This is a genomic window from Ruegeria sp. HKCCA0370, from assembly GCF_013033705.1.
Taxonomy (GTDB): Bacteria; Pseudomonadota; Alphaproteobacteria; order Rhodobacterales; family Rhodobacteraceae; genus Ruegeria.
Genome location: NZ_WQEP01000006.1, coordinates 75,119 through 90,996 on the forward strand (window position 1 = coordinate 75,119; position 15,878 = coordinate 90,996).

Here is a 15,878-nt window from a genome sequence, read left to right on the forward strand (position 1 = left end):
CACATTACCGAGAGGCCGCGCGGCGTCAATCCGCCAGCTTCGACGCCTCGCGCGCAAGTGTCTCGATCCCGGCCCAGTCGCCATTTTCGACCAGTTGCTTTGGTGCGACCCAGCTTCCACCAGCGCAGATCACGTTGGGCAATGACAGGTAGTCGCTGGCGTTGGAAGGCGACACGCCACCCGTCGGACAGAAGCTGATCTGGGGCAGCGGCGCGCCGATTGCCTTGAGCGCGGGCGCGCCGCCCGACGCCTCGGCCGGGAAGAATTTCAGCATGTCATAGCCCTTTTCCAGCAACGCCATAGCCTCGCTTGCCGTCGCGGCACCGGGCAGCAGCGGCAGGTCTTCGGCCTCGCAGGCCGCGATCAGGGCATCCGTGGCACCGGGGGAAACGCCGAAAAGCGCACCCGCTTGTTTGGCAGCGCGGACGTCTTCGGGCGTGACCAGCGTGCCTGCACCGACCACGCCGCCGGGCACCTCGGACATGAGCTTGATCGCATCCAGTGCCGCCGGGGTGCGCAAGGTCACCTCGAGCGCGGGCACGCCGCCGGCGATCAGCGCCTCGGCCAGCGGGCGGGCCTGTGCGGCGTCATCGACAACCAGCACCGGAACAATGGGCGCCAGGGCGCAGATTTCGCGGGTGCGTTGAGTTTTGGACATCTATTACGCTCCGAATATGCTGGCGCCAGTGTCGGCGGACCCGACATTCTGCCGGAACGCAGCGAAGAGATCGCGCCCGACACCGTGTTGATTGGCAGAAAGGTCGGCGGTGGCGGGGGACCGGTCCAAAACCCCTTTGGTCAGGATTTCCAGGTCGCCGTTGACCGCGTCGACACGCAGAATGTCACCGTCTTGCAGGTAGGCGATGGGCCCGCCGTCCAGTGCCTCGGGGCAGACATGGATGGCGGCGGGCACTTTGCCGGATGCACCCGACATGCGACCATCTGTGACCAGCGCCACCTTTTGCCCCCTGCCTTGCAGGATCGACAGTATCGGGGTCAGAGAATGCAGTTCAGGCATCCCATTGGCCTTTGGCCCCTGAAAGCGGACCACGACGATGACGTCATCTGTGAACTCTCCGGCCTTGAAGGCGGCTTTTACCTCATCCTGATCGTGGAACACCCGCACGGGTGCTTCGACGACCTGATGTTCTGGCGCGACGGCTGATACTTTCATGACCCCGGTGCCCAGATTACCGGTCAGGCGCGACAGGCCCCCGGTGGGCTGGAACGGGTCATTGGCCGGGCGCAGGATCTTTTCGTTCAGGCTGTGTCCCGAACCATCCTGCCAGATCAACTCACCATCGATCAGTTTGGGTTCCTTGGTATAGTTGTGCAGCCCCTGCCCTGCGACGGTCAGCGTGTCCGGGTGCAGCAAGCCTTGTTCAAGCAATGTACCGATCGTGTACCCAAGTCCGCCGGCCGCGTGGTAATGGTTCACATCCGCCAGGCCGTTGGGATAAACCCGCGCAACCAGCGGAACCACAGCGGAAATATCAGAAAAATCCTGCCAGTCCAACACGATACCACCAGCGCGCGCCATGGCGATCAGGTGGATCAGCAGATTGGTTGAACCACCGGTCGCCATCAGACCGACGATGCCATTGACGAAAGCGCGTTCATCGAGAACCTGACAGACCGGTGTATAGCTGTTGCCCAGCGCGCTGAGCGACAGGGCACGGCGCGCGCCTTCCTCGGTCAGGGCGTCACGCAGCGGGGTATTCGGATTGACGAAGCTGGAACCCGGCAGGTGCAGCCCCATAAACTCCATCAGCATCTGGTTGGTATTGGCGGTGCCATAAAAGGTACAGGTGCCGGGGCCGTGATAGGCCGCCATTTCAGCCTTCATCAGCTCTTCGCGGCCCACTTCCCCGGCGGCGAATTTCTGTCGGACCTTGGCTTTTTCGTCGTTCGGCAAGCCGCTGGTCATCGGGCCTGCGGGCAGGAATACGGCCGGCAGATGGCCAAAGGCCTGCGCGCCGATGATCAAGCCGGGCACAATCTTGTCACACACCCCAAGAAAAACAGCCGCGTCATAGGTGTTGTGGCTAAGCGCCACACCGGTTGCCAGCGCGATGACGTCGCGCGAGAACAGCGACAGCTCCATCCCCGCTTCGCCCTGGGTGACACCGTCGCACATGGCTGGCACACCGCCTGCCACCTGTGCCGTTCCGCCGGCGGCGCGGATCGCGTCGCGGATCAGGGCGGGATAACGTTCAAACGGCTGATGGGCCGAAAGCATGTCATTATAAGCGGTGACAATGCCCAGATTGCCGGCGGTGCCGGTGGCCATCGATTGCTGATCTTCGCCTGCGCCCGCATAGGCATGGGCCTGACCGCTACAGGACAGATGCGCACGGGCAGGACCCTTGGATCTGGCCTGCTCCATCCGTTCAAGATGTGGGCCGCGCAGATCGGCGCTGCGGTCGATGATCCGTTTGGTGACATCGGAAATGACTGAGTGAACCATGATTAACCTCCGATCTGACGCCAGCGGCGCCCATCGCGATGCATCAGCATCAATGCTTCTTCGGGGCCTGAACTGCCCTGATCGTATCGGGATGGGCGGTCTCCGCGCTGCTCCCAGCCCTGAATGATGGGGTCGACCCAGGCCCAGGCGGCCTCGGCCTCGTCCCCACGCATGAACAGTGTCTGATCGCCACGGATGACATCCATGATTAGCCGCTCATAAGCGTCGGGGGCTTGCGCTTCGGCCCCAAGTGCATCGGCAAAGCTCATGTCCAACGCGACATCCGACAACCGGAAGCCCCCTGGCCCCGGATCCTTGATCGTGGTGCGCAGAGTGATGCCTTCGTCAGGCTGCAACCGGATCACCAGAACGTTTCCGTGCAGAGGGCCGACATTGGGAAAAATCGTGTGCGGCGGATCGCGGAAGAACACCGCAATTTCGGATTCCCGCGCGCGCAGACGCTTGCCAGTGCGCAGATAGAACGGCACACCTGCCCAACGCCAGTTGCCGATATGAACCTTGAGGGCGATGAAGCTTTCGGTTCGGCTGGCAGGGTTGCCGACATGATCGACATAACCGCCCTCGCCCTTTTCGGCCCGGTACTGACCGCGCGCGATGTCAGACTGGGCCACGGGCTCCAGCGCTTCGATCACCTTGACCTTTTCATCGCGCACCGCGTTGGGTGAGAATTTCGACGGCGGTTCCATTGCGGTCAGACACAGCAACTGAACCAGATGGTTCTGGACCATGTCCCGCATTGCGCCGGACTGATCGTAATAGGCCCCGCGCCCTTCGACGCTTACGGTCTCGGCCACCGTGATCTGCACGTGGTCGATATGGGTCGAATTCCAGAGGGGTTCGAACAGCGAGTTGGCAAAGCGCAGCGCCATCAGGTTCTGCACGGTCTCTTTGCCCAGATAATGGTCGATCCGGTAAATCTGATGTTCTTCGAAACAGGCACGCAAGCCTTCGTTCAGCGCCTTCGCCGAGGCAAGGTCGTGCCCAAATGGTTTTTCGACGACAATGCGGCTGTCCGGTGTCGCAAGACCGGCGTCATGCAGCCGCTGCGCTATACCCGAAAAAAGGCTTGGACCAACGGATAAATAAAAGGCCCGCACGACGTCTTCGCGCATCCGTTCTTTCAGATCGGACCACCCGGCCTCGCCCAGCGCATCCACGGGCACATATTCGACATGGGCAAGAAACTGATCCAATGTTTCCCGGGAAAAACCGGGCGCGAACTGTTCCATCGATTTGCGGACCTGATCGCGAAACCCGTCATTGTCGATATCAGAGCGTGCCGTACCGATGATCCGCGCGCCGTCGGGCATTTGGCCGACCTCAAAGCGATGATACAGGCCCGGCAGGATTTTACGCTGCGCCAGATCGCCGGTCGCACCGAAGAGTACCAGATCAAATGGCTCTACCGGAATTACGCGTGAAACCATCACAGGCTCCTTCTGAATTTGCCGATATCAGCTTAGCACGGCGTGATACCCCGCAAAACCTGACATGTTATCGCTAACACTGCCTGTCTATTAGAAAGTCGCCCATGAAAAATCAAGCACAGTTTGAAGAAACCGTGCCGTTTAGCGCATCAGGTCTGATGGCGCAGCCAGTCCATGACCGCAGGACGCACCGATTGCTCTCCGCGGTGGCGCGCGTCAGCGATGATTTTGCGAACCTCCGCCAGATTGGACCGCAACAGCAGGCTTTTGACCGGGCCGATCGAGGCAGGCCGCATCGACAGCGTCCGTATCCCCATCGCCGCAAGGCACAAGGCCTCGACCGGGCGGCCTGCATCTTCACCACAGAAGCTGAGTGGCGTGTCCGAGATATCGCAGCGTTCGACGATGCGTTCCATCAGGCTGAGGAAGCTGACATTCAGCGTGTCATAGCGGCGCCGGACCAGTTCGTTCTCACGGTCAGCAGCAAAGAAGAACTGCTTTAGATCGTTCCCGCCAATCGAAATAAAGTCCACTTCGTCAAAGAACTTCTGCGGCGCAAAGGCCAGCGACGGCGTTTCCAGCATGGCGCCAACTTCAAGCATCTCGGGCAGCACATGGCCCAGTCGCTTTTCCCGCTCGATGGTTTTGTTCACTTCCCAGCGGGCTTCGCGATATTCCTCGGCCTGTGCGACAAAGGGGAACATGATGGTCAGCGGCCGGCCATTGGCCGCCCGCAGCAAGGCCTGCAACTGCATCCGCATCACGCCGCGCTTGTCCAGACCGACCCGAATGGCGCGCCAGCCCAGCGCCGGGTTTGGTTCCGCCACGTGCTTCATATAGGGCAGAACCTTGTCCGACCCGATATCGAGTGTGCGGAATACCACCCTTTTGCCACCAGCCGCGTCCAGAACACGCTGATACTGGCTGACCAGTTCTGACCGTTTCGGCATCTGGTTGCGGATCAGGAATTGCAGTTCAGTGCGGAACAGGCCAACGCCCTCGGCGCCCGAGGTGCCAAGCGATGGCAGGTCGGCCATCAGACCTGCATTCATCACAAGGTTGATACGCGATCCGTCCCGCGTCACGCAGGGTGTTTCGCGGATCGACGCATAACGTTCCTGCGCCTTTGCCTGCATCGCGATCTTGTCGCGGAAGGCACTGACCACGCTGTCTTCCGGGCGCAGATGCACAACGCCCTGATCACCATCCACCAGAATGTGATCTCCGTTCAGGGCCTCGGTGGTGATCCGGCCCACATGCACGACCAAAGGAATCGCAAGCGCCCGCGCAACAATCGTGGCATGACTGCCGACAGAGCCTTCTTCGAGCACGATCCCCTTCAGCGCCCGTCCGTATTCCAGCAAGTCGCCGGGGCCGATATTGCGCGCGATCAGGATCGGATCGGGTGGCAGATCAGCACTGTCCGTCTTGCCTTGACCGGTCAGGATGCGCAGCAGGCGATTGCTGAGATCGTCCAGATCCGCAAGACGTTCACGCAAGTACGGATCGGTGACCTGCCCCATGCGCGCGCGGGCCTGGGATTGTTCTTTCTCCACCGCGGCTTCGGCGCTGAGACCCAGGGCTATGTCTTCCTCCATCCGCCGCATCCAGCCTTTGGAATTGGCAAACATGCGGTAAGCTTCCAGAACCTTTAGCTGTTCCTTGTCGCCGCCCTGCGAAATTTCGAGCATCTTGTCGACGCCGACGCGCAGTTCCTCCACCGCTTCGACCAAACGTTCGCGTTCCCGTTGAGGGTCTTCGGCGATTGGATTGGTAACCACAACGCGGGGTTCGTGCAGCCAGACATGCCCTTCGGCAGACCCTTCCTGCGCCGGGCCGCCGCGCAGCAGAACCGATTGCTGGTGCAGGGGTGACAGGGCCGCGCCTTCGCCGACAAAAGCCCCAAGCTCGGCCATTTCGGCCAGAACCATGGCCACCACTTCCAGCGCATAGACCTCATCGGCGGAAAACTCGCGCGCCTCGCGGGACTGGACGACCAGAACGCCCAGCTTTTCCCCAAGGCGTTGAACCGGCACACCAAGGAACGAGGAAAATCGTTCCTCGCCGGTTTCCGGCATGTAACGAAAGCCCTTGGCCGACGGCGCGTCGGCGGTGTTGACGACCTTGCCGAACTTGGCGACCCGCCCCACAAGACCTTCGCCCATGCGCATCCGGGTTTTATGGACCGCTTCCGGAGACAGCCCCTCGGTCGCGCAAAGTTCCAGCGTGTCTTCATCGCGAAACAGGTAGATGGAACACACCTCGGCCCTGATACTGTCGGCAATCAGGTGCGTGATCCGGTCAAGACGTTCCTGACCGGCGGCTTCGCTCGCCATTTCTTCGCGCAACCGCCGCAGCAGCTTGCGGGATTCTGTTTCCGTGCCGTCCGCCATGGCCCAACCGATTTAGTGTGTCAGGCGATACCTTTGGCCGATAAGCTCAGGCCGCCTTGTCCAGTTCAAAGGCATCATGCAGTGCCTGAACAGCAAGTTCCATGTATTTCCTGTCGACAAGGACGGAAATTTTGATCTCGGAGGTTGTAATGACCTTGATGTTGATCCCCTCATCCGAGAGCACCTTGAACATCTTGGCCGCCACGCCCGATTGCGAGCGCATCCCGATACCCACAACCGAGACCTTGCAGACATCAGTATCTGCAACCAGTTCGGCATAGTTCAGCTCGCCCTTTTCCTTGATCGCCAGCAGCGCTTTTTCGGCGCGGGCCACCTGATCGGTGGGACAGGAAAAGGTCATGTCCGTGCGCCCCTCGTCCGAGATGTTCTGGACGATCATGTCGACATTCACGCCCTCTTCGCTGAGCGCCGAGAAGATGGTCGTGGCGATGCCCGGTCGGTCGGCCACGGAAACAACGGTCATCTTGGCTTCGTCGCGGGAATAGGCCACACCGGCCACAACATTGGATTCCATAATATCCTCCTCGTCGCAGACCAGCGTGCCGGCCTCATCGGATTGTTCTTCAAAGCTTGAGAGAACGCGCAGTTTCACTTTGTATCGCATCGCAAGTTCGACCGAGCGGGTTTGCAGAACCTTGGCACCAAGCGACGCCAGTTCCAGCATTTCTTCGAACGAGATGCGGTCCAGCTTACGTGCCTTTTCGCAGATGCGTGGATCGGTGGTATAGACGCCATCAACGTCCGTATAGATATCGCAGCGTTCGGCGTCGAAGGCTGCTGCAAAGGCAACCGCCGTTGTATCCGACCCACCCCGGCCCAATGTCGTGATCCGGCCTTCCGGGCTGATGCCCTGGAACCCGGCAACCACGGCAACACGCATACCTTCGCTGAATTTCTGGTTCAGGTTCTCTGTCGGAATTTCTTCGATCCGCGCCTGACTGTGCGCGCTGGTGGTCAGCAGCGGCACCTGCCAGCCCTGCCAGCTGCGCGCGGGGATGTCCATTTCCTGCAAGGTCAGGGCCATCAGGCCAGCGGTTACGTTCTCGCCCGAGGACACGACGGCATCGTATTCCCTGGCGTCGAACAGAGGCGACGTTTCGTTCACCCAGCCCACAAGCTCGTTGGTCTTGCCCGACATGGCCGAGACGATGACGATCACGTCATAGCCCTTGGCAACTTCAACGCCGATACGTTTGGCGGCGCGGCGGATGCGGTCCAGATTGGCGACCGATGTGCCGCCGAATTTCATTACGAGTACGGGCATGGGGGCAAAAGTCTCCGCGCCTTGGATTAGAAGTTCCGTGCCTCATAAGCGAGGGGCACCGCAAGGGCAAGGGCGCAAAGCGGTCGCCCCTGCGGCGCAGGGCCGCTTTACATTGCACTGGCGCAATGTCAGCCTAAGGACACCAACCAGATCAAGAGGTTCTTCATGTTTCGCCTAGCCCTCGCCTTTGCCCTATTGTCGTCGCCTGCACTGGCCCAGGTCGCGAGTGTCGCCGGGACAGACGGCAAGAACGCGCTGGGCACAATACCCTGCGCTGCAAATGCCGGTGATCCCGTACAAAGCTGCCACGCGGAACTGCGCCGCCATGACGACGGAAACATAACGGTCGCAGTGGCCCTAGGAGGCGGACATGTGCGCAATATCTATTTCAAGGATGGCGTGCCGGAATCCAGCAATTCGACCTCGAAAATCTCACATGAAACGCGAGGCGATATGATGGTGGTCTACATTGAACCTGGTGAGGTCTTCGAAATCCCCAAAGCCGCATTGACCTCTCAGTAGGCGTGCGGTTGCCCGTCATAGGTTTCAAAACAGCCCGTTGTGCCTAGCGACAAGGCATCAAATCGTTCAATCAGGCCGGACACGGCCTGATCCACATCGATATCCGCCGCTGCACCGCCCATATCCGTCTGAACCCAGCCCGGATGATAGATGCCGACGGCAATCCCGTCATCTTTGAGATCCATCGCCAGATTCCGCCCCAGGTTCAGAGCCGCCGCCTTGGACGCGCGATAGATGTAACTGCCACCCGGCGCAAGTGTGTGCGACGCCATTTTCGACGAAAGGATCGCAACTTTACCGCCCGCGGCGCGCAGGTTGGGCAACAGGGTCTGTATGGTCAGAAAGACCCCCGTGACATTTACCGCAAAGCTGTGCGCCCACATGTCGGCCGGATAACCATCGATCGAATGCCCCTTGTCCAGATACACGCCGGCATTGCAGACCAGCAGATCGACAGGCTGGTCTTTCATCTGTTCTGCCATGGCTGATTGCTGCACGGGATCGGCCACATCCAGACGCACCTGCATGCTGCCGTCACGCGCCGTCCCAGTGACTTTGTCCCCCCGGTTCACGTAACCCTTTGCCAGGGCTTGCCCGATGCCGCGATTGGCGCCGGTGATCATGATGTGCATGATCAATTGGTCTTTCTGCTGGGGACAAACGGCAGCGGAGCCACCGGCACGCCATCTTCGATCAGGGATTTCGCCTCATCCAGCTTGGCTTCTCCGTAAATGGCACGCTCCGGCGCCTCGCCCAGATGAATCTTGCGCGCCTCACTGGCGAAATCTTTCCCGACATAATCCGAGTTTTCTTCGACATGGCGGCGCATCTCGGCCAAAACCTTCTCAACTTCGGGCGATGGGGTGGCAACGTCGATCTTTTGTTCCGGGGCGGAACGGATTTCACTTTCCTTCCGGGCATTCCGCGCCGGGCGGACGCGTGGCGTCATGACCGCTTTCTCGACCTGCGTGCACCCGCAAACCGCGCAGGTGACCATACCCACAGAGGCCAGCTTGTCATAGGCTTCTGCGGATTGGAACCAACTGTCGAAACTGTGGCCTTCGCTGCATTTCAACGCGTATTGAATCATGTTCAGTCCAAAAAAACGATTGGCGAATAGATACCGATCAAGGTGACAATATCAAGCCTATCAGATGCTACTTTAATGTGAGTACGGCTTAAAGTCGCGCAACAATTCAGCAAGCTCATGAGAATCGACCTTTAGCGCTGCTTTTTTCGGCGAAAACCATTTGCGCCGACGCTCGGTCTTTTCCGGGTATTCCTGCGACACAGTGCTTACATGCACTGGAAAAACATCCACCAGACACAAGGATGGGGGCCGGTTAGAATGATGTTTGTGGTGCAGGAACTGCCCCAGTCGCGCCCCGTTGATCCGGCCAGATACACCCGCCTCTTCCCAAGCCTCTTGCAATGCGGTTTCCTGCGGGCTCAGACCGGGGATGAGCCATCCTTTGGGAATGATCCATCGCCGCGACTTGCGTGTCGTGACCAACAAAACCTTGGGTCGGCCGCGCTTGATCCGGAAACACAAAGCCGAGGATTGCCGCAAAACTGGCTGCCTTGCAGCTTTTGGAAGGTCATGAAGCAACAATCGTGCTTTCATCGAGCGACGCTCCCTTTCGGTCGAACGTCAGCCATCCAAATTGGTACGCTCACCTAATCTAGCGGCCGGCACCTGCAATCATACCACATGATGTATCACACGCCAAGTCACTCGCGTCGCCCAAGATATCGCCTACATTCGGGCAGAAAGCCGCCGTGCCAGATCCTCATGGGGGATGTCAGCGTCAATTGCCAGCCGGCGCAAACCGAAATGCACGCGCGCTATTTGCTGATAATAGCGCGTGTAGACATAGTTCGTGCCACCGCCGGCCAATGCCCCCAGCACAGGAACGGACTGGGCTGCAAGCTTTTGCCCCAGTACTATCGAAAAACGCGGCGCAACGGCGGCAATCAGGCGTTGCATGGCCGGTCCGGTCAGGGTCAGCCGGACCGAGAAAAAACCCAGGTCCGCCCCATCGTCATGCGACAATGGTCCCGCTGCCGACAAGACGCGGACGCAATCGAACTTTACGTTTTCGGCAGAGGGATCAAACCCCTCGCGCGCCGCAGCCCCCTGAATGGCACGTAGCAGCATCGCGGTTGTCGCGGGCAGCTCCATCAGGGCTGTCGAAACACCGCCCAGCCCCCCGGCCGCACCCATGGCAGTCGTCACTGCGGTATTGACCCAGGGCTGCTGATCAGGAACCGCGCGCCGCGAACCCTCGGCCGCATGCATCGCCAGCCATAACGCCTGCTCGGTTGCGCCTGTCAGGCCATTCCGAACGGGTTCTGGCAATTGCTCCAGCAATGACTCGGCTGATCCTCCAAGCTTGTTGAGAAGTTTCACGCCAGCCCCTCCGGCGGATCGGTAGTGATCCGCCAAACGATCCAGTTCGGCCTCGGTATCCACGTTTTCAACAAGAACAACGTTCTGCATTCACGCCCTCCTGCCTTTCAACATCGGCGTTGCGCAGCATGGTTTCAATAGGTCAGCGGCTCCAACGTGTCACCGCGCCCTGAATCCCGGACCAGGCACCGGGCACCAGTTCCAGCCCCAAAACCCGGTCAGGGTTGGTGGGCGGAGGCATCTCGACCGCGTGCAATCGTGTGAAACCGAACCGGCTGTAATAGGGTTCATCCCCGACCAGCATGACCCTTTGCCAACCGCGGGTGTGCCCCGCTTCGACTCCTGCATGTATCAGATATCCGCCAAGGCCTTCACCCTGATGGGTGGGGTGCACGGCAACCGGCCCCAACAGCAGAGCATCGTGATCACCGACATGAACCGGCCAGAACCGGATCGCACCGGCCAGAATCCCCTGACCGTCGCGCGCGACCAAAGACAAGCCCGCAACCGGCGGCACATCATCACGCAAGCGGTAGGACGACAAAGCCTCGCGACCCGGCGCAAAACACAGGTCATACAGGGCTTCGACCTCCCACCAGTCGTCCGGCTCTTCCGGCCTGATCCCGAATTGCTGCACCCTGCCCTCATTTACTTGCTGGCAATCGCCCTAGCACTTCGCTACGCCTTGGGCAAACGCTTGGAGATCAGATGTTCTACCGCCCTGAAGACGGCCACGGATTGCCGCACAACCCGTTCAACGCCATCATCACACCGCGCCCGATTGGCTGGATTTCGACTCGGGACGCGGATGGGGTCAACAATCTGGCACCCTATTCCTTCTTTAACGGCGTCGCCTATACGCCACCGCAGGTCATGTTTGCCTCGACCGGCACCAAACAGGATCAGAACGCCGGCAAGGACAGCATCGCCAATATCGAGGCCACGGGCGTGTTTTGCGTAAATGTCGTGGCCCATGCGCATCGGGACGCAATGAATGCAAGTTCGGCCGGGTTGCCGAAAGAAGTTGATGAGTTTTCGCATGCCGGGCTTTCACCCATAGAATGCGAAACCATACCCTGCGCACGGATCGAAGGGGTCCCAGCTGCGTTGGAATGCAAGCTGACCCAGATCGTCACGCTGCCCGGTGAAGCCAATCGGGTGGTGTTTGGCGAGGTGACGGGTGTGCACCTGCACGACGATCACATTCGGGACGGCAAGTTTGACGTGACCTCGTTCCAACCTTTGGCGCGGCTCGGGTATCGCGATTACTCCGTCGTTTCCGAGTTGTTCAGCCTTTCGAGACCGGATGACTGATGCCACTTCCTGACGCTGCGCGCCGATATCCTGTCACTCTGCCAGATGGTACGGAACACAGAGGAACAGCCTTTCTGTCACAGGTGATCAACCACCCCAGAATTCAGGTGGGCGATTACACCTATGCGTCAGATTTTGACGCGCCCGAGGATTGGGCCAATCGTTTGGCGCCTTACCTTTTCGAGTTCTCGCGCGAAAAGCTGGTTTTGGGAAAGTTTTGCCAAATTGCCCATGGCGTCCGCTTTGTGACAGCTTCGGCAAATCACGCAACGGATGGGATAACCTGTTTTCCCTTTCCGGTTTTCGATCCGGAACGGATGCTGGAATATCAGCCAGACGTCCGGGACACCCTAGTCGGCAACGATGTCTGGATCGGCTATGGCGCGCTGATCATGCCTGGAGCCAGTATCGGTGACGGAGCGGTAATTGGTGCGGGTTCAGTTGTTCGCGGGACGATCCCGCCTTATTCTGTTGTCACCGGCAATCCTGCCGAGGTAAGGCGGTATCGTTTTGACGCCGACAAGATCGAGCGGTTGCTTGCTTTGAAGTGGTGGGATTGGCCAGCCGAATTGATCATCGAAGCCGAAAGCGGCCTGTTGAGGGGAGATATCGAAAACCTGGAGCGTCTGGCCCTTTGAAAAAGGCGGCTTGTTCAGCCGCCTTTCAAAGTCAGTGCCCGCCCAGAATGCCGGTGCGGACAGAGTAGTCCACCGCCAGTTCGTAATCCGGATCATCATCACTGTCGACCATGAGGTGTCCCGCTTTTTTCAGCAGTTTGTGACAGTCACGGCTCAGGTGACGCAGCATGACCCGTTTACCTGCCGCCTCGTATTTTGCGGCGATGTTTTCGATGGCTTGCAGGGCGGACTGATCCACCACGCGGCTTTCGGCGAAGTCGATGATAACGGTTTCGGGGTCATTCGGGACGTCGAACAGTTCGATAAATCCCTCAGAGGATCCAAAGAACAGCGGCCCCTGAATCTCATAGACTTTCGCGCCTTTCTCGGTCTCGGAGTCACGCGTGACCGCATGAATGCGCTTGGCATTGTTCCAGGCATAGGCCAGCGCCGAGACGATGACGCCGACCACAACGGCAATGGCCAAGTCCTCCATCACCGTTACGACGGTGACCAGAACGATGACGAAGGCATCGGTCATTGGCACTTTACGCAGAATTTTGAACGAGTTCCACGCAAAGGTGCCGATCACAACCATGAACATCACGCCAACCAGCGCGGCCAGCGGGATTTGTTCGATCAGGGGTGATGCGAACAGGATGAAGACCAGCAGGAAAAGCGCTGCTGCAATTCCGGCAATACGAGTACGCCCGCCGGATTTCACGTTGATCATCGACTGCCCGATCATCGCGCAACCGCCCATGCCGCCGAAAAATCCGGTCACGATATTCGACGCGCCCTGCGCGATGCATTCCTGAGACGCCCCACCACGCTTGCCCGTGATCTCACCCACGAGGTTCAAGGTCAGCAGGGATTCGATCAGGCCGATGGCGGCCAGAATGACTGCATATGGCAGGATGATCTCAAAGGTTTCCCAGTTCAGAGGAACCATTGGAATATGGAACGAAGGCAGGCCGCCTTCAATCGATGCCAGATCGCCGACGCGCGGCACATCAAGGCCAAAGCCGATCACGATTGCCGCGACAACCAGAATACCGGCCAGCGGCGCAGGAATGATGCGTGTAATCCGGGGCATGACCCAGATCACTGCCATTGTCAGCCCGACAAGTCCCAGCATGGTGTAAAGCTGCATCCCGGACAGCCATTCGCCGCCGCTCATGCCATGACCGGTATTTTCCATGGTTCCGGGCACTTTGAACTGTCCCATCTGGGCAAGAAAGATCACGATGGCCAGACCGTTCACAAAGCCCAGCATGACAGGATGCGGCACCAAACGGATGAAGCGCCCCCAATGCATCGCCCCGGCGATGACCTGAAGGATTCCCATGAGAACAACGGTCGCGAACAGGTATTCAACCCCATGTTCGGCCACCAGTGCCACCATGACAACCGCAAGCGCGCCGGTCGCACCCGAGATCATGCCCGGTCGTCCACCGATCAGTGCCGTGATCAAACCGACCAAAAACGCCGCATAAAGACCGACCAGCGGGTGCACGCCCGCCACAAAGGCAAAGGCCACCGCCTCGGGCACCAGTGCAAGGGCAACAGTCAGGCCGGACAGCAGCTCGATCCGCAGGCGTGAGAAGGTCAGCCCTTCATCTGGAACCCAGCGCAGATCGGGAATGGCGAGGCGATTGGCAAAGCTTGCCAGCAAGGCTCGGGGCATCAGACAGTCCTATAGGATTATATGTTCGCGCGAAGGCGTCGTTGTAGCTGGCGCGCCGGCATTGAGCTACTGCATAAAACGGGATGCAGCCATGCGTGTGACGCATACGTGGCGCTCGCGGCAAGTTGATTTGCAGAACCATGATGAAGCCACAACATGTGAGGCCATGCGTTGGATCCTCTTCTTACTGTTCCCGGCCCTTCCCGTCCTTGCACAGGATTTGGATGGCAATGACACGGCCGGCAACTGGCGGGTAACGCATCACGAGATTTTCGGCATCTGGAATTCGATCTGTGACGAGCGCGAAGAAGACGGTGCTCTGCGGCAGCGGTGCTACATCCGACGGGCAGAAGTGTTTTCCTTTCGGCCAAAATTTGCGGCACAGTTCGTTTTCATTACGCCCGAACCTGAAGGTTTCAAAGTTGAATTCGGGATCGAGCCGGGCACTTTCTTCAACCCATCCGGATTTCGCATCGACAACGGCGAAGAAGCCATATGGCGCACGCGGCGCCCCGGATGCCTGACCGGGCTTGGCTGTACCTTCGAAGACCAACGCGCCAAGGCGCTTTTGGATGCCATGCTAACCGGCGATGCGTTCCGCTTCGTGTTCCGAGACCGGCACGGACAATCACAGGATCTGACCTGGTCTCTGGACATGTTTGGCGCGGCCTGGGATGATTTCACCGTGCAATCGCAGCAGCGCAACCTGTTGACGTTACGGGAATAGGCCTCTTGTCAAATCCGGGCTGAACCCGCACAAATTCAACATCAGTTATTCAGGCGGAGCAGGACAGTGACCCAAACCAGGATAGCCGTCATCGGCGGATCGGGCATCTATGACATCGATGGGTTGGAAAACCCGGAATGGGTAGAGGTTGAGACCCCTTGGGGAACGCCGTCAGACCAGATCCTGACAGGAGCGCTTGACGGTGTCGATATGGCCTTTCTGCCACGTCATGGGCGCGGTCATGTGCATTCACCCACCGATGTACCTTATCGCGCCAATATCGATGCGCTGAAACGGTTGGGCGTGACGGACGTGATCTCGGTTTCGGCCTGCGGATCGTTCCGCGAACATATGGCTCCGGGTGACTTCGTGATTGTCGATCAGTTCATCGATCGCACTTTTGCACGGGACAAGAGCTTTTTCGGAACGGGCTGCGTTGCCCATGTCAGCGTTGCCCATCCCACCTGCCCACGCCTGTCGGACGCATGCGAGACGGCAGGTAAGGCCGCCGGCATCACCATCCACCGGGGCGGCACCTATCTGGCGATGGAGGGCCCCCAGTTTTCCAGCCTTGCGGAATCCAGGATGTATCGCGAGCAATGGGGCTGTGACGTGATCGGCATGACCAACATGCCCGAGGCGAAACTCGCCCGCGAGGCCGAGCTGTGTTACGCGTCGATCGCGATGGTCACCGACTATGACAGCTGGCACCCGGACCATGGCGAGGTGGACGTGTCCACGATCATCGCCACCCTGACCGGCAATGCCGACAAGGGCCGCACACTAGTCAAGGGCCTGCCATCCCTTCTGGGGGCCGAACGAGCACCCTGCCCGCATGGCTGCGACCGGGCGCTGGAATACGCAATCCTGACCGCACCGGAAAACCGCGATCCGGCGCTTTTGGCCAAGTTGGATGCGGTGGCCGGGCGAGTGATGTAAACGCCCGGTTTTTCTACTGCTGGCTGGGGATCGCGCCGAAGCCCGGCCTAGCACTGGGTACTAGTAAGG

General features: G+C 59.5%; 16 protein-coding genes. 5 read left to right on the plus strand and 11 right to left on the minus strand.

Going from position 1 to position 15,878, the window contains the following annotated elements; all coding sequences use genetic code 11:
- Positions 1 to 25: 25 nt before the first annotated feature.
- The 5 genes from GOW31_RS13655 to GOW31_RS13675 form a co-directional block, all read right to left on the minus strand.
- Entirely contained in the window at positions 26 to 658 is a 633-nt protein-coding gene (locus GOW31_RS13655; protein WP_171170797.1) for a bifunctional 4-hydroxy-2-oxoglutarate aldolase/2-dehydro-3-deoxy-phosphogluconate aldolase, read from the minus strand.
- Between the two features lie 3 nt (positions 659 to 661).
- Entirely contained in the window at positions 662 to 2,467 is a 1,806-nt protein-coding gene (edd, locus tag GOW31_RS13660; RefSeq protein WP_174831776.1) for a phosphogluconate dehydratase, read from the minus strand.
- A gap of 2 nt (positions 2,468 to 2,469) precedes the next feature.
- Positions 2,470 to 3,915, minus strand: a complete 1,446-nt coding sequence (gene zwf / locus GOW31_RS13665; protein ID WP_171170799.1) for a glucose-6-phosphate dehydrogenase — start codon at positions 3,913 to 3,915, stop codon at positions 2,470 to 2,472.
- A gap of 149 nt (positions 3,916 to 4,064) precedes the next feature.
- Positions 4,065 to 6,308, minus strand: coding sequence for a phosphoenolpyruvate--protein phosphotransferase (gene ptsP, locus GOW31_RS13670; RefSeq protein WP_171170801.1), 2,244 nt, complete (start codon positions 6,306 to 6,308; stop codon positions 4,065 to 4,067).
- 46 nt (positions 6,309 to 6,354) lie between these two features.
- Entirely contained in the window at positions 6,355 to 7,593 is a 1,239-nt protein-coding gene (locus GOW31_RS13675) for an aspartate kinase (RefSeq protein WP_152457283.1), read from the minus strand.
- A 165-nt stretch (positions 7,594 to 7,758) separates the two neighbouring features.
- Here GOW31_RS13675 and GOW31_RS13680 point away from each other — a divergent pair, with 165 nt between their 5' ends.
- A complete protein-coding gene (locus GOW31_RS13680) occupies positions 7,759 to 8,115 on the plus strand; it encodes a hypothetical protein (RefSeq protein WP_152457282.1) in 357 nt (118 codons plus the stop codon).
- Here the strand turns inward: GOW31_RS13680 and GOW31_RS13685 are convergent.
- From GOW31_RS13685 to GOW31_RS13705, 5 genes are all read right to left on the minus strand, one after another.
- Positions 8,109 to 8,747, minus strand: coding sequence for an SDR family NAD(P)-dependent oxidoreductase (locus tag GOW31_RS13685; RefSeq protein ID WP_171170803.1), 639 nt, complete (start codon positions 8,745 to 8,747; stop codon positions 8,109 to 8,111). The two genes, GOW31_RS13680 and GOW31_RS13685, sit on opposite strands and share 7 nt — an antisense overlap.
- 2 nt (positions 8,748 to 8,749) lie before the next feature.
- Positions 8,750 to 9,205 carry a DUF1178 family protein gene (locus GOW31_RS13690; RefSeq protein WP_152457280.1) on the minus strand — a complete coding sequence of 152 codons (456 nt, stop codon included), beginning with the start codon at positions 9,203 to 9,205 and terminating at the stop codon, positions 8,750 to 8,752.
- 72 nt (positions 9,206 to 9,277) lie between these two features.
- Positions 9,278 to 9,739, minus strand: a complete 462-nt coding sequence (locus GOW31_RS13695; protein WP_152457279.1) for an NUDIX hydrolase — start codon at positions 9,737 to 9,739, stop codon at positions 9,278 to 9,280.
- Between the two features lie 132 nt (positions 9,740 to 9,871).
- The gene (locus GOW31_RS13700; RefSeq protein WP_171170805.1) at positions 9,872 to 10,615 is read right to left on the minus strand and encodes an EcsC family protein; all 744 of its coding nucleotides are present in this window, start codon (positions 10,613 to 10,615) and stop codon (positions 9,872 to 9,874) included.
- Between the two features lie 52 nt (positions 10,616 to 10,667).
- Positions 10,668 to 11,162, minus strand: coding sequence for a GNAT family N-acetyltransferase (locus GOW31_RS13705; RefSeq protein ID WP_171170807.1), 495 nt, complete (start codon positions 11,160 to 11,162; stop codon positions 10,668 to 10,670).
- Between the two features lie 71 nt (positions 11,163 to 11,233).
- Here GOW31_RS13705 and GOW31_RS13710 point away from each other — a divergent pair, with 71 nt between their 5' ends.
- On the plus strand, positions 11,234 to 11,839 hold the full coding sequence (locus GOW31_RS13710; protein WP_171170809.1) for a flavin reductase family protein: 606 nt from the start codon (positions 11,234 to 11,236) through the stop codon (positions 11,837 to 11,839).
- Positions 11,839 to 12,477, plus strand: a complete 639-nt coding sequence (locus tag GOW31_RS13715; RefSeq protein ID WP_171170811.1) for a CatB-related O-acetyltransferase — start codon at positions 11,839 to 11,841, stop codon at positions 12,475 to 12,477. The genes GOW31_RS13710 and GOW31_RS13715 overlap by 1 nt, the downstream gene beginning before the upstream one ends.
- 31 nt (positions 12,478 to 12,508) lie before the next feature.
- Here GOW31_RS13715 and GOW31_RS13720 read toward each other — a convergent pair whose 3' ends face one another.
- Complete coding sequence (locus GOW31_RS13720) at positions 12,509 to 14,143, minus strand: SulP family inorganic anion transporter (protein WP_171170813.1); 1,635 nt, start codon at positions 14,141 to 14,143, stop codon at positions 12,509 to 12,511.
- Between the two features lie 166 nt (positions 14,144 to 14,309).
- Between GOW31_RS13720 and GOW31_RS13725 the strand changes: the two genes are divergently transcribed.
- Both GOW31_RS13725 and GOW31_RS13730 read left to right on the plus strand, forming a co-directional pair.
- Positions 14,310 to 14,870: a hypothetical protein gene (locus GOW31_RS13725; RefSeq protein WP_171170815.1), complete on the plus strand. Its 561-nt coding sequence runs from the start codon at positions 14,310 to 14,312 to the stop codon at positions 14,868 to 14,870.
- A 66-nt stretch (positions 14,871 to 14,936) separates the two neighbouring features.
- Entirely contained in the window at positions 14,937 to 15,809 is an 873-nt protein-coding gene (locus GOW31_RS13730) for an S-methyl-5'-thioadenosine phosphorylase (protein WP_171117547.1), read from the plus strand.
- Positions 15,810 to 15,878 lie beyond the last annotated feature (69 nt).